At 71.1% G+C, this 19,504-nt stretch carries 20 protein-coding genes; 10 read left to right on the forward strand and 10 right to left on the reverse strand.

From position 1 onward, the window contains the following. Nucleotides 1-237 precede the first annotated feature (237 nt). From otsB to ACZ7M7_RS37450, 3 genes are all read right to left on the reverse strand, one after another. Nucleotides 238-1,077 (reverse strand): trehalose-phosphatase, encoded by an 840-nt coding sequence (otsB, locus tag ACZ7M7_RS37440; protein ID WP_472124903.1) that lies wholly within the window; start codon nt 1,075-1,077, stop codon nt 238-240. 198 nt (nt 1,078-1,275) lie between these two features. Continuing rightward, nucleotides 1,276-1,524 carry a DUF3263 domain-containing protein gene (locus tag ACZ7M7_RS37445; protein ID WP_383607011.1) on the reverse strand — a complete coding sequence of 83 codons (249 nt, stop codon included), beginning with the start codon at nt 1,522-1,524 and terminating at the stop codon, nt 1,276-1,278. A gap of 58 nt (nt 1,525-1,582) precedes the next feature. Next, nucleotides 1,583-2,875 (reverse strand): ABC transporter substrate-binding protein, encoded by a 1,293-nt coding sequence (locus ACZ7M7_RS37450; protein ID WP_383607014.1) that lies wholly within the window; start codon nt 2,873-2,875, stop codon nt 1,583-1,585. A 98-nt stretch (nt 2,876-2,973) separates the two neighbouring features. Here ACZ7M7_RS37450 and ACZ7M7_RS37455 point away from each other — a divergent pair, with 98 nt between their 5' ends. From ACZ7M7_RS37455 to ACZ7M7_RS37465, 3 genes are all read left to right on the forward strand, one after another. After that, nucleotides 2,974-3,918 (forward strand): ROK family protein, encoded by a 945-nt coding sequence (locus tag ACZ7M7_RS37455; RefSeq protein WP_472124907.1) that lies wholly within the window; start codon nt 2,974-2,976, stop codon nt 3,916-3,918. 128 nt (nt 3,919-4,046) lie between these two features. Beyond that, a complete protein-coding gene (gene nagA, locus ACZ7M7_RS37460; RefSeq protein WP_472125092.1) occupies nt 4,047-5,153 on the forward strand; it encodes an N-acetylglucosamine-6-phosphate deacetylase in 1,107 nt (368 codons plus the stop codon). 144 nt (nt 5,154-5,297) lie between these two features. Further along, nucleotides 5,298-6,227: a 1-phosphofructokinase family hexose kinase gene (locus tag ACZ7M7_RS37465; protein ID WP_383627048.1), complete on the forward strand. Its 930-nt coding sequence runs from the start codon at nt 5,298-5,300 to the stop codon at nt 6,225-6,227. Between the two features lie 424 nt (nt 6,228-6,651). Here the strand turns inward: ACZ7M7_RS37465 and ACZ7M7_RS37470 are convergent, their stop codons facing one another. Together ACZ7M7_RS37470 and cdgB are read right to left on the reverse strand one after the other, a co-directional pair. Further along, a complete protein-coding gene (locus tag ACZ7M7_RS37470) occupies nt 6,652-7,584 on the reverse strand; it encodes a carbohydrate-binding protein (protein WP_472124911.1) in 933 nt (310 codons plus the stop codon). A 120-nt stretch (nt 7,585-7,704) separates the two neighbouring features. Next, on the reverse strand, nt 7,705-9,363 hold the full coding sequence (cdgB, locus tag ACZ7M7_RS37475; RefSeq protein ID WP_383607029.1) for a diguanylate cyclase CdgB: 1,659 nt from the start codon (nt 9,361-9,363) through the stop codon (nt 7,705-7,707). Nucleotides 9,364-9,714: 351 nt separating this feature from the next. Here cdgB and ACZ7M7_RS37480 point away from each other — a divergent pair, with 351 nt between their 5' ends. After that, nucleotides 9,715-10,314 (forward strand): flavin reductase family protein, encoded by a 600-nt coding sequence (locus ACZ7M7_RS37480; protein WP_472124913.1) that lies wholly within the window; start codon nt 9,715-9,717, stop codon nt 10,312-10,314. Between the two features lie 66 nt (nt 10,315-10,380). Beyond that, nucleotides 10,381-10,887 (forward strand): GNAT family N-acetyltransferase, encoded by a 507-nt coding sequence (locus ACZ7M7_RS37485; protein WP_472124916.1) that lies wholly within the window; start codon nt 10,381-10,383, stop codon nt 10,885-10,887. Here ACZ7M7_RS37485 and ACZ7M7_RS37490 read toward each other — a convergent pair. The 3 genes from ACZ7M7_RS37490 to arfB form a co-directional block, all read right to left on the reverse strand. Then, nucleotides 10,874-11,794, reverse strand: a complete 921-nt coding sequence (locus tag ACZ7M7_RS37490; RefSeq protein ID WP_472125095.1) for a sigma-70 family RNA polymerase sigma factor — start codon at nt 11,792-11,794, stop codon at nt 10,874-10,876. The two genes, ACZ7M7_RS37485 and ACZ7M7_RS37490, sit on opposite strands and share 14 nt — an antisense overlap. Before the next feature lie 85 nt (nt 11,795-11,879). Next, complete coding sequence (locus tag ACZ7M7_RS37495) at nt 11,880-12,035, reverse strand: hypothetical protein (RefSeq protein WP_472124919.1); 156 nt, start codon at nt 12,033-12,035, stop codon at nt 11,880-11,882. Nucleotides 12,036-12,165: 130 nt separating this feature from the next. Continuing rightward, nucleotides 12,166-12,603: an alternative ribosome rescue aminoacyl-tRNA hydrolase ArfB gene (arfB, locus tag ACZ7M7_RS37500; RefSeq protein ID WP_383607040.1), complete on the reverse strand. Its 438-nt coding sequence runs from the start codon at nt 12,601-12,603 to the stop codon at nt 12,166-12,168. A gap of 159 nt (nt 12,604-12,762) precedes the next feature. Here arfB and ACZ7M7_RS37505 point away from each other — a divergent pair, with 159 nt between their 5' ends. The 3 genes from ACZ7M7_RS37505 to ACZ7M7_RS37515 all read left to right on the forward strand — a co-directional run bounded on the left by ACZ7M7_RS37505 (nt 12,763) and on the right by ACZ7M7_RS37515 (nt 14,951). After that, entirely contained in the window at nt 12,763-13,338 is a 576-nt protein-coding gene (locus ACZ7M7_RS37505; RefSeq protein WP_107906089.1) for a TerD family protein, read from the forward strand. A gap of 155 nt (nt 13,339-13,493) precedes the next feature. Beyond that, complete coding sequence (locus ACZ7M7_RS37510; RefSeq protein ID WP_472124923.1) at nt 13,494-14,471, forward strand: bifunctional GNAT family N-acetyltransferase/NUDIX hydrolase; 978 nt, start codon at nt 13,494-13,496, stop codon at nt 14,469-14,471. Nucleotides 14,472-14,477: 6 nt separating this feature from the next. Next, complete coding sequence (locus ACZ7M7_RS37515) at nt 14,478-14,951, forward strand: hypothetical protein (RefSeq protein WP_472124926.1); 474 nt, start codon at nt 14,478-14,480, stop codon at nt 14,949-14,951. Nucleotides 14,952-14,990: 39 nt separating this feature from the next. Here the strand turns inward: ACZ7M7_RS37515 and ACZ7M7_RS37520 are convergent, their stop codons facing one another. Further along, nucleotides 14,991-16,397 (reverse strand): M1 family metallopeptidase, encoded by a 1,407-nt coding sequence (locus ACZ7M7_RS37520; protein WP_472124928.1) that lies wholly within the window; start codon nt 16,395-16,397, stop codon nt 14,991-14,993. 237 nt (nt 16,398-16,634) lie between these two features. Here ACZ7M7_RS37520 and ACZ7M7_RS37525 point away from each other — a divergent pair, with 237 nt between their 5' ends. Then, on the forward strand, nt 16,635-17,135 hold the full coding sequence (locus ACZ7M7_RS37525) for a hypothetical protein (protein WP_472124931.1): 501 nt from the start codon (nt 16,635-16,637) through the stop codon (nt 17,133-17,135). A gap of 268 nt (nt 17,136-17,403) precedes the next feature. Here the strand turns inward: ACZ7M7_RS37525 and ACZ7M7_RS37530 are convergent, their stop codons facing one another. After that, nucleotides 17,404-18,123 (reverse strand): pentapeptide repeat-containing protein, encoded by a 720-nt coding sequence (locus ACZ7M7_RS37530; RefSeq protein WP_472124934.1) that lies wholly within the window; start codon nt 18,121-18,123, stop codon nt 17,404-17,406. 112 nt (nt 18,124-18,235) lie between these two features. Here ACZ7M7_RS37530 and ACZ7M7_RS37535 point away from each other — a divergent pair, with 112 nt between their 5' ends. Next, on the forward strand, nt 18,236-19,489 hold the full coding sequence (locus ACZ7M7_RS37535) for an FAD-dependent oxidoreductase (protein ID WP_472124938.1): 1,254 nt from the start codon (nt 18,236-18,238) through the stop codon (nt 19,487-19,489). Nucleotides 19,490-19,504: the final 15 nt, after the last annotated feature.

The following is a 19,504-nucleotide window of genomic DNA, read 5'->3' on the forward strand; positions in this document are numbered from 1 at the left end:
CCTGCCCCAGCCCGCCTGACCACGGCCGACTGCAGCGACTTGCCTCGCCCTGCACGGACGACTGCCAGCAGCAGCCTCCCCGACGCGATCGCCCGGTTCAGGTCGCCTGCGCGGCGATCACTTGGATCAGGTCGGCTGACTGCGATCGCTCGGACCAGCTCGCCTTACGGCGCCCCCTGCTGCAGCCCACCTGGCCACGACCGACTGCGGCAGTGTGCCTCGCGGTGGCCCTCCGGATCAGGTTGCCTGCGTGGCGATCGCCTGGAGGAGTCGTACGACGCCCTCCGGGCCTTCGACCACGATGTCCGCCTTCTCCGAGAGTTCGGTGACCTCCTCGCTGCCGCTGCAGACCAGGAGGCCGGGGGTGCCGTCGGAGCGGAGTTTGTCGACGGCGGCGTAGGCGGGGAGGTCGCCGAGGTCGTCGCCGGCGTAGAGGACGGACTCGGCGCCGAGTTCGCGGACGTATTCGCTCAGCGCGACGCCCTTGTCCATGCCGGGTGGGCGGAGTTCGAGGACCATGCGACCCGGTTCGACGATGAGGCCGTTGCGGGTGGCGAGGTCGGTGAGCGGGGCCCGGAGGGCGTCGAAGGTGCCCTGGGGGTCGGGTGCGCGGCGCGTGTGCACGGCCAGGGCGTGTCCCTTGTCCTCGATCCAGGTGCGCGGCGCTGCTGATTCGAGAAGGTCCGGCAGGGCGGCGCGGACTGCTGCGACGCCGGGGTGGGGGTCGGGGGCGGTGACCTCGCCGCTGACGGCGTCCCAGCGTTCGGCGCCGTAGTGGCCCAGCACGACGAGGTGCTCCAGGCCCGGGGTGTCGGCGAAACCGCCGTACTTCACGGCGACCTCGGCCGGGCGGCCGGTGATCACCGCGACGGCGGCCACCTTCGGCGCGAGTGCGGCCAGGGCCGGGATGGCGTCGGGGTGGGCTCGGGCCTTTTCGGGGTCCGGGACGATCGGGGCGAGGGTGCCGTCGAAGTCCAGCGCGATGAGTGAGCGCGCCGGGAGGGTGAGGATGGCGGCCAGGCCGTCGCGGCCGGGCTGCGTCGTGGGGGTCGGGAGATGATCCTTGTGACTGCCCATGGGGCGACTTTATCCGGGAACCCGGGTGGGCCGGGGAGGGGCTGAATTTCCAGCGCCGGTCCAGGCAATCCAGCCCGTCCGGCGTTTGAGGACGAGGCCGTTCAGGCCGAAGCGGGGGTCTGGGGGCGGCAGCCCCCAGGGACGGGACGGGACGGGTAGGGGCGGCGGGGGCGAACCCCCCTGCCGCACCGCCGCGAGTCACCGCTCCCCCCGCCGCCCCTCCCGAACCCGCCGCAACCGATTCACCGTCACCGGATCATGCGCCAGCGCCCGCGGATCATCCAACAGAGCGTTCAGCAGCTGGTAATACCGCACCGGAGCCAGCCCCAGCCCCTCCCGTATCGCCCGCTCCTTGGCCCCGGGCCCCGAGAACCCCCGCCGCTCGAGCGCAAGAATCGCCCGCTCACGCTCGGCGAGATCGGCGGCCTCGGGCTGCTCCTGGTCCATGTGCCGCACCGTAGCCCACCCCACTGACAGCCGAGCCGGCAGCCGAGCCGACCGGAAACTACTCCGCGCTCTCCGCCCGAGTGGCCCCCGACTGCAGCTGCCCCAGAATCGCCGACGGGCTGCCCCCGGACGTCACCGTCCTGCCGATGCTCTTCTTGACGTCCGCGCTCACCGCGGCCCAGGACGTCCGGCCCACCGGATAGAGCTCGGAGAGCGGGAGCTGGTCGAGGAAGGGCTTGAGGGCGGCGTCCTGGTCGGCCCCGGCCATCACCGTGGACGCGGAGTCGGTGACGGGAAGCAGGTTGTACTCCCGGGAGAAGTCCAGGACGTTCTGCTTGCCGTAGGCGAAGTCGAGGAACTCCCCCACCTGCTCGGCATGGCCGTTCTGCTTGAAGGCCATCATCCAGTCGGCCACACCCATGGAGACCTTGGTCGGCCCCTCCAGCCCGGGCATGGGCACCATGCCGAACTTCACGCCCTTCTTCCCGGCCATCTGCATCAGCGAGGGATGGCCGTTGAGCATGCCGACATCCCCCGCGGCGAAGGCGGAGAACGCGTCGGCCCGGTTGAGCTCCCCGGGCGGGACGGGTCCCGTGAGGCCCTTGCCGACCAGGTTGTTCTTGAGCCAGTTGAAGGTGGAGACGTTCTCCGCGGAGTCGATGCTGTACGTACCGGTCTCCGCGTCGGTGTACCCGCCCCCGCCGCTGAGCAGCCACTGCATGGTCTCGGCCTGCGCCTCCTCGGCACCGAGCGGCAGCGCGTACGGGTACTTCACGCCCTCCGCCTTGAGCGCCTCGGCGTCGGCGGCCAGCTCCTTCCAGGATGTCGGCGGAGTGAGACCGGCGTCCTCGAAGAGGGACTTGTTGTAGAAGAGCAGACGCGTGGAGGAGGCGAACGGGATGCCGTACTGGACGCCGTTCACCTGCCCCGCATCCGCGAGCTGCGAGACGAAGTCGGCCTGGACGGGGATGGAGAGCAGTTCGTCGGCCTCGTAGAGAAGGCCCTTCGCGGCGTAGTCGGCGTACGCGCCGATCTGCGCGATGTCCGGCGCGTCCCCGGCGTCGACCATCTCCTTGACCTTGGCGTCGACGTCGTTCCAGGAGTACACGGAGACGTCGATCTGCACGCCCTCGTGCTGCTCCTCGTACTCCTTGGCGAGCCTGTCCCAGTACTTCTGGGAACTGTTCGCCGCACTGTCTCCGTAGTCCGCGGCGACCAGCTTCAGTGTCACCTCGTCCGAACCACCGGTCAGCCCACAGCCGCCCAGAACCGCCGACAGGCCCAGCGCGGACACCGCCGCAATCGTTCCCGTACGTCTACGCCGCTGCACGCAAAACCGCCCCACACCCATGTTCGAAACTTTCGAAACGTCATACATATTGCCCCCATAAGGTCTACACCACGTAAGTGGACTAGACCTCTCGCGGGTATGCAAGACACACTGTTCCCGTGAGACACGTCATCGCCCTCGATGTGGGCGGCACCGGGATGAAGGCCGCCCTGGCGGCAGCGAGCGGTGAGCTGCTCCACCAGGCCCGCCGCCCGACCGGGCGCGAGCGCGGGCCGGACGCGGTCGTCGAAGGCATCCTCGACTTCGCCGACGAGCTGCGCGCGTACGGCGAAGAGCGCTTCGGCGAGCCCGCGGCCGCCGCCGGCATCGCCGTCCCCGGCATCGTCGACGAGGAGCAGGGCGTCGCCGCCTACTCGGCCAACCTGGGCTGGCGGGACGTACCCCTGCGGCGGCTGCTCGCCGACCGGCTCGGCGGCGTGCCCGTCGCCCTCGGTCACGACGTGCGCAGCGGCGGTCTCGCGGAGGGCCGGATCGGCGCGGGCAAGGGTGCCGACCGTTTCCTGTTCGTACCGCTCGGCACCGGGATAGCCGGCGCCATCGGCATCGACGGCCGGGTGGAGGCGGGTGCGCACGGCTTCGCGGGCGAGATCGGCCACATCGTCGTACGGCCGGGTGGAGCGCCGTGTCCGTGCGGGCAGCGCGGCTGCCTGGAGCGGTTCGCGTCCGCGGCGGCGGTGAGCGAGGCGTGGGCCACCGCGTGCGGGGACCCGGAGGCGGACGCGGCGGACTGCGCCAAGGCCGTCGCGTCCGGTGATCCGAACGCCGTACGGGTCTGGCACGCGGCCGTGGACGCCCTGGCCGACGGCCTGGTCACCGCCCTCACCCTGCTGGACCCGCGCACCCTGATCATCGGTGGCGGCCTGGCGGAGGCGGGGGAAACCTTGTTCACGCCGCTGAAGGAGGCCGTCCGGCGCCGGGTGACCTTCCAGAAGCTGCCGTCCATCGTCCCCGCGGCCCTGGGCGACACCGCCGGATGCCTGGGTGCCGGCCTCCTGGCCTGGGATCTCCTCGACCACACCGACCGTACGGAGGTAACCCCCTGATGGCAGCCGACCTAGGGGCACGGGACAACGCCGAATTGCGGCTCCGCCGCGGGGCGCGACGAGCCACGACGAGCCCGCAGCCCGCAACGAGCCAGGTGCCCGTCGTCCTGTCCGGCGCCGACGTGGTCATGCCTACGGGGATCCTCAAAGAGGGCCAGGTGATCGTCGAGGGCACCCGGATCGCCGGCACGGCCCCGGCGGACACCCGAGTGATCGACCTCGCCGGCCACTACGTGGTCCCCGGCTTCGTGGACATCCACAACCACGGTGGCGGTGGCGCCTCGTTCACTTCGGGCACCGCGGACGACGTGGTCACCGGCATCCACACCCACCGCCTGCACGGCACCACCACCCTGGTCGCCTCCACGGTCACGGGGGACATGGACTTCCTCACCCGCCGCGCGGGCCTGCTGTCCGAGCTGGCCGAGCAGGGCGACATCGCCGGCATCCACTTCGAGGGCCCCTTCATCTCCCCGTGCCGCAAGGGCGCGCACTCCGAGGAGCTGCTGCGCGACCCCGACCCGGCGGACGTGCGCAAGCTGATCGACGCGGCGCGCGGCCACGCGACGATGGTCACCCTCGCCACCGAACTTCCGGGCGGCATCGACTCCGTACGGCTGCTCGCGGAGCGCGGCGTGATCGCCGCGATCGGGCACACCGACGCGACGTACGAGCAGACGGTGGAGGCGATCGACGCGGGCGCGACGGTCGCCACGCACCTCTTCAACGCGATGCCGCCGCTCGGCCACCGGGAGCCGGGCCCGATCGCGGCCCTGCTGGAGGACGAGCGGGTGACCGTGGAGCTGATCAACGACGGCACGCATCTGCACCCGGCGGCGCTGGAGCTGGCGTTCCGTCACGCGGGCGCGGACCGGGTCGCGTTCATCACGGACGCGATGGACGCGGCCGGCTTCGGCGACGGCCGCTACATGCTCGGCCCGCTGGAGGTGGAGGTCGCCGACGGCGTGGCCCGCCTCGTCGAGGGCGGCTCGATCGCGGGCTCGACCCTCACGCTGGACCGGGCCTTCAAACGGGCCGTGACGATCGACCGGCTGCCGGTCGAGGACGCGGTGGCGGCGCTGTCGGCCAACCCGGCCAAGCTGCTCGGCCGCTACGACCGCATCGGCTCCCTGGAACCCGGCAAGGACGCCGACCTGGTGGTGCTGGACTCCGACTTCGACCTCAAGGGCGTGATGCGCCGGGGCGAATGGGTGGTCGATCCCCAACTGGGGTGATCTGTCCTGCTGTTGAGGGCGGTGGTTGTCCTGCCAGACTGGGACGGCCGCCGCCCTTTTGGCATGATCGGCAGCTGCCGGAAGGAACAACCGGCAGACGGACGGCACACGCATGCCGAACTCTTCGGGGGAGGTCGAGTACAGGTGATCCTCACTGTCACTGCGAACACCGCTCTCGACATCACCTATCGCGTACGGTCCTTGCGCCCGCACGCCTCCCACCGCGTCTCCGAGGTGACCGAACGCCCCGGCGGCAAGGGTCTGAACGTGGCCCGGGTGCTGGCGGCCCTCGGCCACGAGGTGACGGTCACGGGTTTCACGGGCGGGGCGACGGGCCGCGTGGTCCAGGACCTGCTCACGGCCACGCCGGCCGTGGTGGACGCGCTGGTCCCGGTGACGGGAGCGACCCGCCGGACCATCGCCGTGGTGGACGAGCTCACCGGCGACACGACCCAGCTCAACGAACCCGGCCCGACGATCACGCCTGCCGAGTGGTCCGCCTTCCAGGAGGCCTACGAGGACCTCCTCGCCTCGGCCACCGCGGTGGCCCTGTGCGGCAGCCTGCCACCGGGCGTACCGGTCGGGGCGTACGCCGGCCTGGTCCGGTCCGCGAGGGCCGCGGGCGTCCCCGTCCTGCTGGACACCAGCGGCGAGGCCCTGCGCCGGGGCGTCGCCGCCCGCCCGGACATCATCAAGCCCAACGCCGACGAACTCGCCGAACTCACCGGCTCCCACGAGCCGTTGCGCGCGACACAGGACGCGCGTCGCCGGGGCGCCCGTACGGTGGTCGCCTCCCTCGGCAAGTCAGGCCTCCTGGCCGTCACCCCCGAGGGCCGCTGGCAGGCCACCCCACCGACCCGCCTCCACGGCAACCCGACCGGCGCCGGCGACGCGGCGGTCGCGGGCCTGCTGTCGGGTCTGGTGGAAAAGCTCCCCTGGCCGGACCGCCTGACCCGAGCGACGGCACTCAGCGCGGCAAGCGTGGTGGCGCCGGTGGCGGGGGAGTTCGACCGGGGGGCTTATGAGGAGTTGCTGGGGCGGGTGGCGGTGACGGGGGAGGTCAGCGCGGCCTGAGTTGCGCCGCTCAAGGCTTCATCTCCGCGGAGCTACCTGGAACGGGTCTCACCGAACTCCAGAGCGATGATTTAATGATCGCTCACTCACAGGCTGCCGTGTCAGATGCGACATCCTTCAACGACTGGAGCCTCCGCGCGGGCACATCAACATCTTCCGCCGCAGTGCTCAGGGTCAAGGCCATCGGCACCGGCACGCCGGACCGAGTCCCCTGCTGGGTCTCGAACTGCGAAGGTCAGGTCAGGGGCGGATCGTACAAGTGCTCAAGCGGCGACTCGTCACACAATACTTGGACGCCTCTCAAGTGGGCAGGCAAGAAGAGGTGGGTCGCAGACAAGTGCGTAGGCTTCGGCCGCATCGGCTGATCTGACACCCTCACGACGGTCCGCCGGCACGTCTGGCGGACCGTTCTCCTATCCAGGCCTTACTTCAGCCACAGTTGGTCGATGTAGGCGTTGCACTGATTCCCCTGGCCACAGGAGATCTCGAGCGTATTGGTTCCCTTGGTCAACGTCACCGGAGCCCAGGTGGACTGCCACCCCTTCTCCCAGTCGCCCTCAGGCGAGCCCGTGAAGTTCTTCATGCCCAGAGGCTGGGTGTTGGCCTTGCCGTTGACCGTCAGCGTCGCGTTGGCATCCACTCCGGGAATGTCGTAACGGACGTAGAGCCGGTAGTCACGAGCCTTGTCGATGCCGTTGACGGTCCAGGTGACCTTGGCGCCGACCTGGTTGAATCCCTGCACATAGACGCCGCCCTCGGACTCGGCGCCCTTCACATCGGATGCGGTGGCCGCGCCACCCTCCAGGCGGAGCGCCTTGGCGTCGATCGCCGGCAGGTCCGCGGCACCCGCCCCGGCACTGCTGCTCGCCGACGGACGCGACTCCGCGCTCTCGGACTGGCTCGGGGTCGACCCCGTGTCGCCCCCCGCATCGTCCTTCTCGCCGTCGCCGCCCAGCATTGCCACGCTGATGCCGATGACGACCGCCGCGACGACCGCGATCGCGCCGATCAGCAGGCCCTTGGTGTTGGGGCCGCCGCGGCCGCCCGAGCCGTTGCCGCCGCTGTATGCCGGCTGCTGCTGGGCCGTGGTCGCGCCGCCGGGGTGCGTCTCCGGGGCCGCGTAGTGGGCGCTCGGCTGGCCGTAGGTGCCCTGCTGTTGCGGTACCTGGCCGTAGGCGGCCGTCGGTGCCTGCTGGCCGTACTGGCGCTGTCCGACCGCGCGCACACGGTTGACCGAGCCCGGGTAGCCGTAGCCACCGGACGGCGGCTGGGCGCCGTTGGCCTGCCCGTCGGCGTAGAGGTAGCCGAACGGGTCGTCGTCCTCGGGCGTGCTGGCGCCGTTGTTGCCGGACGTCATCCCTTGGTACTCCTCACCAGGTGCGGGCGGATGCGATGCGTGTGGTCAGAATGGCGAGCCTACCCGCTCCTGATGGCCCAAACGGGTGACTCGGATCGCATCGGCTCGCTGACCTGGGGGTTACCCGGCGCGTCTGTGTTGTTTGGGACGAGATCGTTTCTCTACGTACATCCGCTCGTCGGCGGACTTCAACACTTCGTCCGCAGTCATTCCGCAGTGTGCCCACCCGATGCCGAAGCTGGCGCCGACCCGCACGGCCCGCCCCTCGGCCCGGATCGGCTGGATGATCTCGCTGCGCAGGCGTACGGCGAGGTCCTGGGCGTCCGCCTTGCCGAGCCCGTTGGCGAGGATCACGAACTCGTCGCCGCCGAGCCGGGCCACGGTGTCGCCGTCGCGGACCTGGCGGGACAGGCGCCTGGCCACCTCGATGAGAACCGCGTCACCCGCGTTGTGCCCGAACCGGTCGTTGATCGACTTGAAGCCGTCGAGGTCGCAGAAGAGCACCGCGAGCCCCTTGGCGCCGTCGTCCCGCTCACCCTCGACCGGCGCGACGGTGTGCACGTGGTGGTCGTAGGCGTCGAACGCCGCCACAGCCGGCCGGAAGTCGAAACCGTGGCCGTTGGCATCGAAGGCCGGGTGGCCGTAGGCCGCGTCGACCGACTCCAGGGCGGCACCCGGGTGCGTGGAGCGCTGACACAGCCGCGAGGCGAGGCGGGAGCGCAGCTCGGCAGAGTTCGGCAGCCCGGTGAGCGAGTCGTGGGAGGCGCGGTGGGCGAGCTGGAGCTCGCGACGCTTGCGCTCCTCGATGTCCTCGACGTGGGTGAGCAGGAAGCGGGGCCCGTCGGCGGCGTCGGCGACCACGCTGTTGCGCAGCGAGACCCACACGTACGTGCCGTCACGGCGGATGAGCCGGAGCTCCGCGCGGCCCCCCTCGGCGGACGTCCGCAGCAGCGTGCCGATGTCCTCGGGGTGGACGAGGTCGGAGAAGGCGTAGCGGCGCATCGCGGAGGCGGGCCGGCCGAGGAGGCGGCACAGCGCGTCGTTGGTGCGCAGGATCCGGCCGTGCTGGTCGCCGCCCATCTCCGCGATGGCCATGCCGGACGGGGCGTACTCGAAGGCCTGCCTGAAGCTTTCCTCACTGGCGCGCAGGGCCTGCTGCTCGCGTTCGAGCCTGACCAGTGCCCGCTGCATATTCGCGCGTAGACGTGCGTTGCTGATGGCGATCGCCGCCTGGAACGCGTACATCTGGAGCGCCTCGCGCCCCCATGCGCCCGGCAGCCGCCCGTTGCGGGGCCGGTCCACGGACAGGACCCCGATCAGCTCGCCGCACGCGCTGCCCTGCACGCCGGGCGTGTACATCGGGGCGAAGAGGCGGTCCGAGGGGTGCCACTCGTCCTCGAAGCGGGGCGCGGGGCCGTCCGTGTACCACTGCGGGACGTCGTCGTCGTCGAGTATCCAGCCCTCGGTGTGCGGGATGAAGACCAGGTCGCCCCAGCGCTCGCCCATGCTCAGCCGGCGCTCCCAGGAGTCCCGGGAGCCGACACGGCCGGTGATGAGGGCCTCGGCGGCGGGGTTGCCGGAGAAGGCGGCGACGACGAGATCGCCGTCGGGGCGTACGAGGTTGACGCACGCGAGCTCATAACCGAGGCCGTTGACGACACCGTCGGCGACGGTCTGCAGCGTGTCCGCCAGGCTGCGGGCCGTGTTCATGTCAGCCATGACCTGGTGCAGTTGCCGCAGGGTCGCAAGACGGACATACGGCTCCGACTCGGTCTCCATGCTCGCCCTCCCCCCGAGACCTCGCAGCGAATCAAGGGTTCTACTTCGGCGTAACTTCCCTTGCTAGTTCCCCGCCACTGAATCACAGCGCGCTGCTCACTCGGTACACAGGGTCAACAATTAATGGCCCTTGTGACTCAAGTCACAGGTAAACGTGAACAATTGAGCGGTGTTTCTGCGTTTTTCCTGTGCGTTTACTGAACGCAAACTTTGTGCGTGTGTGGAGATGCCACGAAACGGTCTTGATCAGGTACGTCAGTCGTCCGTCCATGGTCCTAGGACCACCTCCCGGTCCCTTCTCGGGCGAAGGCCCGATGCCGGGTGCGCGGTGCCGACATTAGCGTTTTCGGCGTGCCGAACACTTCCCTGCCCGCGCCGCCCGTGACCGCCGTCCTCCCCGCCTCGCGCAACGCCGCCGGGCATGCTGAGGGAGTGAGCAACGACGAGTTCCGTGCCGCCATGTCGCGGCTGGCCGCCGGTGTGGTCCTGGTGACCGCGCTGGAGCCGCCGCTGGACCCGGACGACCCGCACGCACCCGTCGGCGAGGACGTCGGCATGACGGCCACGGCGTTCATGTCGGTGTCCCTGGACCCGCCGTTGGTCCTGGTCAGCGTGCGCGAGGGGTCCCGCATGGACGACCTGCTCGACGAGCAGCCCCTGTGGGCGGTCTCGGTCCTGGCCGAGAGCCAGCGCCACATCGCCGGCCGCTTCGCCATGAAGGGCCGCGTCAGTGACCGCCTGCTGTTCGCCGACATCCCGTACGTGCGCGGCCAGGAGACCGGCGCCCCGCTCGTGGGCGGCGCCCTGGCCACCCTGGAGTGCCGCACCGAGCAGCGCGTGACGGCCGGCGACCACACCCTGGTGATCGGCCGCGTCCTGTCGGCCTCTCTGCCGAGTGCGAACGGGGGGCCGCTTACGTATTTCCGGGGCCGTTACCGGCAGTTGGGATGATCTCCGCGGACGCAGCCGTTCGCAATTCCATGGCGGGGAACTGATCATCCGCCTTACGGTGCCGGGATGACGTCGAACACTTCAGCGCCACGCCTCGAAGAAATCACACCCGCGAACTTCGAGGCCGCCACCGGCATACGCGTGCGTCCCGAACAGGAATTCGCGGTCTCCCCGGTGATGCAGTCCCTGGCCGAGGCATACGTTCACCCCGCGGGCGTCGCCTGGCCGCGCCTGATCGTCGACGGCGACCGCCCGGTCGGGTTCCTGATGGCCTTCCTCGACATCGACTGGCGCGGCGACGGCACCCTCCTGCGCTCCGGGCTGTGGCGGCTGAACATCGCCGCGGACGAACAGGGCCGGGGGTACGGCCGGTTCGCGGTCGAGTCGGTGGCCGCGGAGCTCCGCCGCCGGGGCGACAGGCAGCTCTACGTCACCTGGCACCCCGGCCCGAACGGCCCGGAGGGCTTCTACCTGGGCCTTGGCTTCCGACCCAACGGCGAGACGAGCGAGGGCGAGACGGTGGGCGTGCTGGAACTGGACCGGACCGGCACCGCACCGGCTAGATCGGCCTGACGTCGAGCCGGGACACCCGCTCGGGGTCCGTCACGATGTCGATCACGGCGATCCGGTCCCGTACGAACGCAAACCGCAGCGCCCGTTCCACCCGCCCGCCGACCAGCACGACGGCCCCCACGGCGCCGTCGACCAGCATGAGCCGCGCGACACCGGCGAGCGACCCGTACGTCGCCGCACCCCGCGCCACCGCCGCCGCACCCGTGACCACCCCGGCCTCGGCACGCGCGATGACGTCCGGGTCCAGGACCTCGAGCAGCCCCTCGAAGTCACCCTCGCGCGCGGCGGCGAGGAAAGCGCCGACGACCTCCCGCTGCCTGTGCCGCCCGGCCGCGCCGACCTCGTGCACATCGGCGCCCCGCACCCGGCGCCGGGCACGGCTGGCGAGCTGCCGCGCCGTGGCGGGCGTACGGTCCACGACGTCCGCGACCTCCTCGAACGGCACCCCGAACAGGTCGTGCAGCACGAACGCCAGCCGCTCGGCAGGCGTCAGGGTGTCCAGTACGACCAGCAGGGCGACGCCCACCGAGTCGGCGAGGAGGGCGTCCTGCTCGGGGTCGGCGACGGTGCCGGGCACGGCCGCACCCGGACCGGAACCCGCGGTCGCGCCGTCCAGCGGCTCCTCGGCACGGGACTTGCGCGAGCGAAGCATGTCGAGACAGACCCGGCCCACGACGGTCGTCAGCCATCCCCCGAGATTGTCGATCCGGGCGGTATCGGACCGGCTCACCCGAAACCAAGCCTCCTGCACCGCGTCCTCGGCCTCGACGACCGACCCGAGCATCCGGTGGGCGACAGCCCGGAGGTGTCCGCGGTGCGCCTCGAAGCGTTGGGCGAGAAAGTCGGTGTCCTGAGAGCCGGTGCCCTGAAAGCCGGTGCCCCGAAAGCCGCTGTGGTCGCCGCTCATCTGTCCCAACCTCTCCTCGCGGTCCGTCGTCACTTCGTTGACGGTTGGCGGGACGAGGGTGTGACAGAGAGGCCTCGCCTTCCGGCTAGACGGCGGAGGTGAGCCCGGCACCCGGGGCGCCTGCGTGGGACACGGGCGCCACGGCGGCGGCTTCCGGTGCGGGCGCGGGCATGGCGACCGGGGAGGCGATTGCGGCGACGATGGCGAGGACGGCGACGGCGCGCAGGGTCCACTTCAGCACGATGGGGATCCAATCCGGACGTGTGACGGCATGAGCCTCGATCGTCGCCACCGGTCCGGTGTCCGGGGATCGTCCGAAGGTCGCGACCGTATCCCCCGCTCGGCGGAGGTGACGGGCGGCGCCGACCCGACTACGTCCAGCCCCGCCCCGTCCGCCCCCGCTTGGTCTCCGAGCGCTGCTTCTTCTCCCTCAGCCGGCGTTCGTTGATGCCGCGCGGGATGCGGGTCGGCGTGCGCGGCTTGGGGGGCGGGGCCGTCGCCTCGGCCAGGAGGGCGGCGAGGCGGACGGCGGCGGTCTCGCGGTTGCGCCACTGTGAGCGGTGCTCGGAGGAGCGGACGGTGAGGACACCGTCCACGAGGCGGGACGCCAGCCGCTCCAGCGCCCGCTGCTTCCACACCTCGGGCAGCGCCTGCGTGCTCGCCAGGTCGAACCGCAGCTCGACCTGGGAGTCGCTGGTGTTGACGTGCTGGCCCCCCGGGCCGCTCGACCGCGAGAAACGCCACATGAGCTCGGCCTCGGGCAGGGAGACGGAGCCACGGATGACGTAGGGACCAGACATGCCGTACATGTTCCCGCTTCTGTCCGGTCCACGTCACGCGAATATCCCCTACGGGTGCTCTTTGGTAAAGAAAGTAAAGACACCTGGAACTTGAGGTACCCCTCTCCGCGTTCATAGGGGTAGCTGTAGCTTCTAGCCGTACCGCAACGAGGGAAGGGACTCCCAACAATGGCTGTAAGCCTGTCCAAGGGTGGCAACGTCTCGCTCACCAAGGAGGCACCGGGCCTGACCGCCGTCACCGTGGGCCTCGGCTGGGACGTCCGCACCACCACCGGCACGGACTTCGACCTCGACGCCTCGGCGATCGCGGTCAACCCCACGGGCAAGGTCTACTCGGACGGACACTTCGTCTTCTTCAACAACAAGCAGACCCCGGACCAGACCATCGTCCACACCGGTGACAACCGCACCGGTGAGGGCGCGGGCGACGACGAGGCGATCAACGTCAACCTGGCCGGTCTCCCGGCCGACGTCGACAAGATCGTCTTCCCGGTCTCGATCTACGACGCGGAGAACCGCTCGCAGAACTTCGGCCAGGTCCGCAACGCCTACATCCGCATCGTCAACCAGGCCGGCGGGGCCGAGATCGCCCGCTACGACCTGTCCGAGGACGCGGCCACCGAGACCGCCATGGTCTTCGGCGAGCTCTACCGCAACGGCGCCGAGTGGAAGTTCCGCGCCGTCGGCCAGGGCTACGCCTCGGGCCTGGTGGGCATCGCGCAGGACTTCGGCGTGAACGTCTGACGGACGCCTCGCTGTTCAGGAACCCCTGGCTTCGGCCGGGGGTTCCGGCGTTCAGGGACTTCGGTCGTCCAGGACCTCGAGCGTCCGGCGATCGGTCGTCCAGGGCCGCGATCATCCCGTCTTCGATCGTTCATGTCTTCGATAGGTTGCCCCACGTGATCCTCGACCCGCTCCCCCTCAGCCCTGACCACGACATCCCGGCCCCGCTCCTCACCGAGCTCACCGCGCTCTACGCCTCCAACCGTGAGTTCCACGCGCTCAGCGGCGAGTTCCCGGACCCGGACGACGTACGGCCCGAGCAGGTGGCGGCCGCGCTGGCCGACGAGTTGGCCAACCCTGACGTGGAGGTCCTGCTGGCCCGCAGTGCCGGGCAGCTGGTCGGGATCGTGATCACGCTCGCCCGGCACCCGGACCCGTCCGACCCCGACCCGTGGATCGGCCTGCTGATGGTCGACGCGCGTGCCCAACGCCAGGGGCACGGAGGCCGCTTGGCCGCCCTGGTCGAGGAGCGCCTGCGCACCGCGGGCCGTACGGCCGTACGCCTGGCCGTCCTCGACAACAACCCCGACGCCATCGCCTTCTGGACCGCCCTCGACTACGAGGTCGTCGGCTACGGCGAGGACCTCCAACTCGGCCGCGCCTGCACGGTCCTGCGCAAGCCGCTCATCGATCCCGACAGCGCCCCGCGCACCCCGCGCCAAGCCGCCCGAGTCGCCGTACTCGACCCGGAGGGCTCGGTCCTCATGTTCCGGTACGACAACGTCGAGGTCGGCGTCCACTGGGCCCTCCCCGGCGGCGGCCTGGAGGCCGACGAGACGCCCCAGGAGGGCGCCCTGCGCGAGCTGCGCGAGGAGACCGGCTGGACCGACCTGGAACCGGGCCCCCTGCTCTGCACCTGGGAGCACGACTTCACCCACTCCGGCACCCCGGTCCGCCAGCACGAGCACATCTACGTCACCCGCGGCCCCCACCGAGACCCGACCGGCCCCGACCTCCCCGCGGCCCACGCCGCCGACGGCATCCTCACGTGGCAGTGGTGGCCCCGAGCAGACCTCGCCAAGTCCCCCGAACCCCTGTGGCCCCCGGACCTGGCCCGCCTCCTGGACGAGTGGGAAGCGGGCAGGGGGGCCTGAACCGGCGTGGACTGGACGCCCCTGGCAGGCACCGCCCTCGGCGCGTTGGTCGGCGTCGGCTCGACGCCGCTCGCGGACCGCACCCGCTGGCGCCGAGACCTGGCCGACCGGACCCGGCAGGAACGCCGGCAGATCTATGTGACGGTCCTGACGAAGTACCGCCTGGCCTACGAGGCCATGCACGCGGCCGCGGTCACCAGCCGCGACCAGGCGGAGGCGGCACGGGAGACGGCCGTACGGGAGGCGTTCAGGGCCTCCGGTTGCGACGAGGCTCGTGAGACCGCCCTGATCTGCGCGCCGCGAGAGATGTCCGACCTGCTCGAGCACGTCTACGCGACGCTGCGGGACCTCCAGGACGGGTTCGCAGCCGGTGACCCACCGCTCGACTCCCCGCAGTTGCAGGAGCGGCGGCTCAAGCACGCTGAGGCGATATGGGCGGTCCGTGCGGCGATGCGGCGGGATCTCGAGCGGGGGTCCTGAGCAGCTGTCTGTGCAGGACGGCGGGACGACGGGCCGGCGTCACGGTTGTTCGGGCTTTCCTTCCCCGTACAGCCAGTCCTCCCAGACGGAGGTGAAGTCCTCGTCCGGGGCCGTCTTCTCCACGTGCTTCGTGAAGTCCCCGGTGTCCGCGTTCCCGTGCCGGTGCTCGGCCGTCCAGTCCTGGACGATGTCGTAGAAGGTGTCGTCGCCGACGGCCTGGCGGATCTTGTGGAGGACCATCGCGCCGCGCTGGTAGACCGGGTCGCCGGAGATGTGCGCGGCGCTCGTGGGCTTGGCCGGCGGGAAGGACCAGAGGTCCTCGTACTCGTCCTCACCGTGGTCGTACAGGGCGTCGAAGGTCTCCTGCGCACTGTCGCCGCCGTTGTCCTCCTGCCACAGCCACTCCGCGTACGTCGCGAAGCCCTCGTTCAGCCACATGTCCTGCCAGCTCTCGGGCGTCACGGAGTTGCCGAACCACTGGTGGGCCAGCTCATGGACGAGCAGTTCGGTGCCGGGGGCGCCGGGGAAGACGGGCCGGTTCTGGGTCTCCAGGGCGTAGGCGGAGGCGTTCTCGCGGGCGACGATCGCGCCCGTGGAGGAGAAGGGGAAGGGACCGAAGTTGTACTCGGCCCACTCCACGATCTCGGGGAGCCGGGCCAGGACTTCACGGCTGGAGCGGGCCTGGGAGGGGGCGACGGCCGTGTAGACGGGCAGCGCGCTGCCGGCCGCGCCCGGCACGCTGGAGCGGCGGATGTCGTAGTCCCCGATGGCGAGCGTGGCGACGTAACTCGCCATCGGCTCGGCGGTGCGCCAGTGGAACGTCGTACGGCCGCCGTCGGTGGTCCGCTCGGCCGGCTCACCGTTGGAGACCACCTGGAGCCCCTCCGGGACGGTCACCGCGATGTCGTACGACGCCTTGTCGGACGGGTGGTGATTGCCGGGGAACCACGCCATGGACCCCGTCGGCTCCCCGAGCGCGAGCGCGCCGTCGGCGGTGGGGAGCCACCCCTCCTCCGAGCCGTCCGGGTCGGTGATGGTCTGCGGGGTGCCGGAGTAGCGGACGGTGAGCCGGAAGGTCTCGCCCTTGTCCAGCTCGTCGCGCGGCCGGACGACGACCTCCTGGCCGCTACGGCTCCACCGGGCACGCTCGCCCTCCACCGTGACCCGCTCGACGTCCATGCCCTTCAGATCGAGGTCGAAGGCGGAGAGGTCCTTGCCCGCACGTGCGGTGATCTCGGCGGTGCCGGTGAGGTGGCGGTCGTCGGGGTCGTAGGCGAGGTCGAGGTCGTAGTGCGTGACGTCGTAGCCACCGTTCCCGGCCTTGGGGAAGAACGGGTCGCGCACACCGGACCCACCGGGGGTGCCGTGGACGCCGCCGCACGCGGTGAGGACGAGGGCGAGCAAGCCACAGCCGATGGCCGGGACAACAGGAACGGAACGGGACACACCAGCGATCCTATGAGCGCGGGCCGCGCCAACCATCACCTCCCCGAGCCACGACACCGGCGGGCCTGCACGCCCGCACGCGAGCCGCATCACCCCCGCCTCCATGCCCACACCCGAGCCGGGAAACCCTCACCTCCGCACACCGCACGAACCCCGGCCCCACCGAACCCCGCGCCCGCACGCGAGCCGCCCCACCTCACCGCCGCGCCCCCACCGACCCGTGACACCATCACCCCCGTGCTCGACATCGGCTACGCCCTCTCCAACCGCTTCCCGGACCCCCCGCAGACGGACTACCGTCGCGCGGACGTCCGTGCCCTGCGCCACGACCTGTTCTGCGGCGACGTCTACCTCGCCGACACCAAGGCGGACCGGGAGTTGTCCACAGCCTGGGGATGGGTGCCGGTGCTCGACTTCGCCTGGGCCCTGTGCGACATCGCCGAGCTGCTGGACCAGGACCCGGCCGGCTCCCGCGCCTCCCGCCCCCAGCACGCGGAACTGGACTTCACCGAGTCCACCGACCGCATGCTCTTCGAGCGCCGCTTCGGCTGGGTCGACATCGAGGCCGACTGGATGCGGGCGGAGGAGCCCCCGCTGACCTTCTCGCACGCCGAACTGCGCGGTGAGGCCCGTGACTTCCTGCACGACCTGATCGCCGACCTGATCGACCTGCACGAGGACCTGGCCGAGAACCCGGCGATCTGGACCCTGCAGGCCCGCTTCCCCAGGCCGGCGTAGCCCAGCCGCCCGACGGACAACGAAGGAGCCCCATCCCGCACAACGTGGGATGGGGCTCCTGATCCGAGCGCCGGGCAGGCCTTGCACCTGCATCTCCCCGCAGGAAGCGGGACGTCTTTCCTTGGACCACCAACGCAACACCGACCACCGCGAGTTCCGGCGACCAGCTCAGGATTGATCATACCGCAGGCGTCCAGGCACCGCACACCAGCCCGCCACCAGCCCCCTCCTGATCGCCCCCGCACCCTCCCCTGACCCCTGCCTGGCCCTACTCTTCAGCCTCCACCCGCACCCCCACCGCAGCCGCCAGCACCGGCGCCAGATCCAGCAGCTGCGAAGGACTGATGACCGCCCCGGCCAGCCGGTCCACCCCCCGCGCGATGTCCAGCTCGCCCGCCCTGCGCAGGTCCACGTCCGTCAGAGTCACCCCGGTGAGGTCCGCCCGCTTCAGCGCGCAGTCCACGAACTCCACCCGCTCCAGCCTCGCGCCCCCGAAGTCCGGCTCGACCAGGACGCAGCCCTCGAAGACGACGTCTCTGAGCCTGGCCTTGCGCATGTTCAGGTAGTCGATCTTGCCGCCCCGGATCACGACCCGTTCCAGCACGGCCCCGTGCAGCTGCACGCCGCCCAGCCGGGCGTCCACCAGCTCCACATCGCGCAGGGTCGACTCGGCGAGGTCGGTCCCGACTCCCCGCGGGCCCGTGAGGACCGAGTCGAGGATGCGGGCGTGGTGAAGTCTCGTCTCGTCCAGGGCGCAGCCCCGCAGCGCGCAGTCCATGAAGCGGGCGCCCCCGCCGTCCTGTCCGGTGAGGTCCTCCTCCTGGAACTCCAGGCCGTCATAGTCCCCGTCCGGCTCCAACTCCCCCTCGCGGAACGGCTCCAGCCGCGGCAGCCGCACCTCGGGCCGCCGCGCGCGCTTCACGCCGCCCCTGCCCGGACCGCCCGCCCCGCCGGAACCGCCGCCCGCACCCATCGCTCTCCTCACCATGCACCCATGCTGCACCCCACCACTGACAATCCCTCCGACCTGCGCCGACTCCCGTCAACTCGACGCCGAGCCAGTACCGGGGGCTGCGCCGACCCGCACCCCCACCACCCCCATGTCACATTCCGGGCGCCCAGGACCGTCGTACTCACAGAAGCAGGGAAGCAAGGCGACCCGAGCACAAGGGAGACCCCCAGTCATGCACCGCATCACCGTCATCGGCGGCGGCTTCGCCGGACTCACCGCGGCCATCACCGCCGCAGAGGCGGGCGCCAAGGTCACCGTGTACGAAACCCACCACACCCTCGGCGGGCGGGCGCGGACCGCCGACGGGCCGTACCGGACGAACGAAGGACCGCACGCCCTCTACAACGGAGGCCCGCACTGGGCCTGGCTCAAGCAGCGGGACCTCATCGGGCCGCTCGCGCCGATCCCGCCTCTGGAGGCCGCCCGCCTGCGGCTGCGGCATCGGGGCGTCCTGCGCCGCACCCCGCCGTTCGCCATGCTCAAGCTGCTGCGCCGGGGGCTGCCGCAGGCGCCCGTGGACCTCGACTTCATGACGTGGGCGACCGGGATCGCCGGCGAGGAGGGCGCCCGTGCCGCCGCGCACTACTCCGCCGTCGCGCTGTTCCACCACGACCCCGGCGCTCTGTCCGCGGCGTTCGTACAGGAGCGGCTGCGCCGGGCCACCAAGTTGCCGCCGGAGGCGCACTATCCGCGCGGCGGCTGGGCGACCATGATCGACCGAATGGCGGCCCGGGCGTGGAACCTCGGGGTGCGGATGGAGACCCTCTCCCGCATCGACAGCCTCGACGACCTGAGCACCGACGCGCCCGTCGTCCTCGCGACCTCACTCGACGCCGCCCGCCGCCTGCTCAGGGACGACTCGCTGACGTGGACCAGCGGGCGTACGGCACTCATCGACCTCGCGGTGCGCACCCGGCGCGGGGATGCCTTCGCGGTCTCCGATCTCGACGAGACCGGGTGGCTGGAGCGGTTCACCGCGCAGGACCGGTCGCTGGCGCCGGCCGGGGAACAGCTGATCCAGGGACAGATCCCGATCGCCCCGCACGAGAACAAGGCCGCCGGCATCGCGCGTGCCGAGCAACTCCTCGACCTCGGTTTCCCCGGCTGGCGCGAGCGCGTCACCTGGCGGCGCGAGTCCGTGGCGAGCGGCCGTACGGGCGCCGTCGACCTGCCCGGCACCAGCTGGCGCGACCGCCCGGCCGTCGACCGGGGCGACGGGCTCTACCTGGCGGGGGACCAGGTCGCCGCCCCCGGCGTGCTGTCCGAGGTCTCCTTCAACAGCGCGCTCACGGCCGTCTCCCTGGCCCTCGGCCGGAACGCCCTTGACCTCAAGCAAGCTTGAGGTTGAAGGCTGGCT

This window comes from Streptomyces sp. NPDC111606 (genome assembly GCF_055656945.1).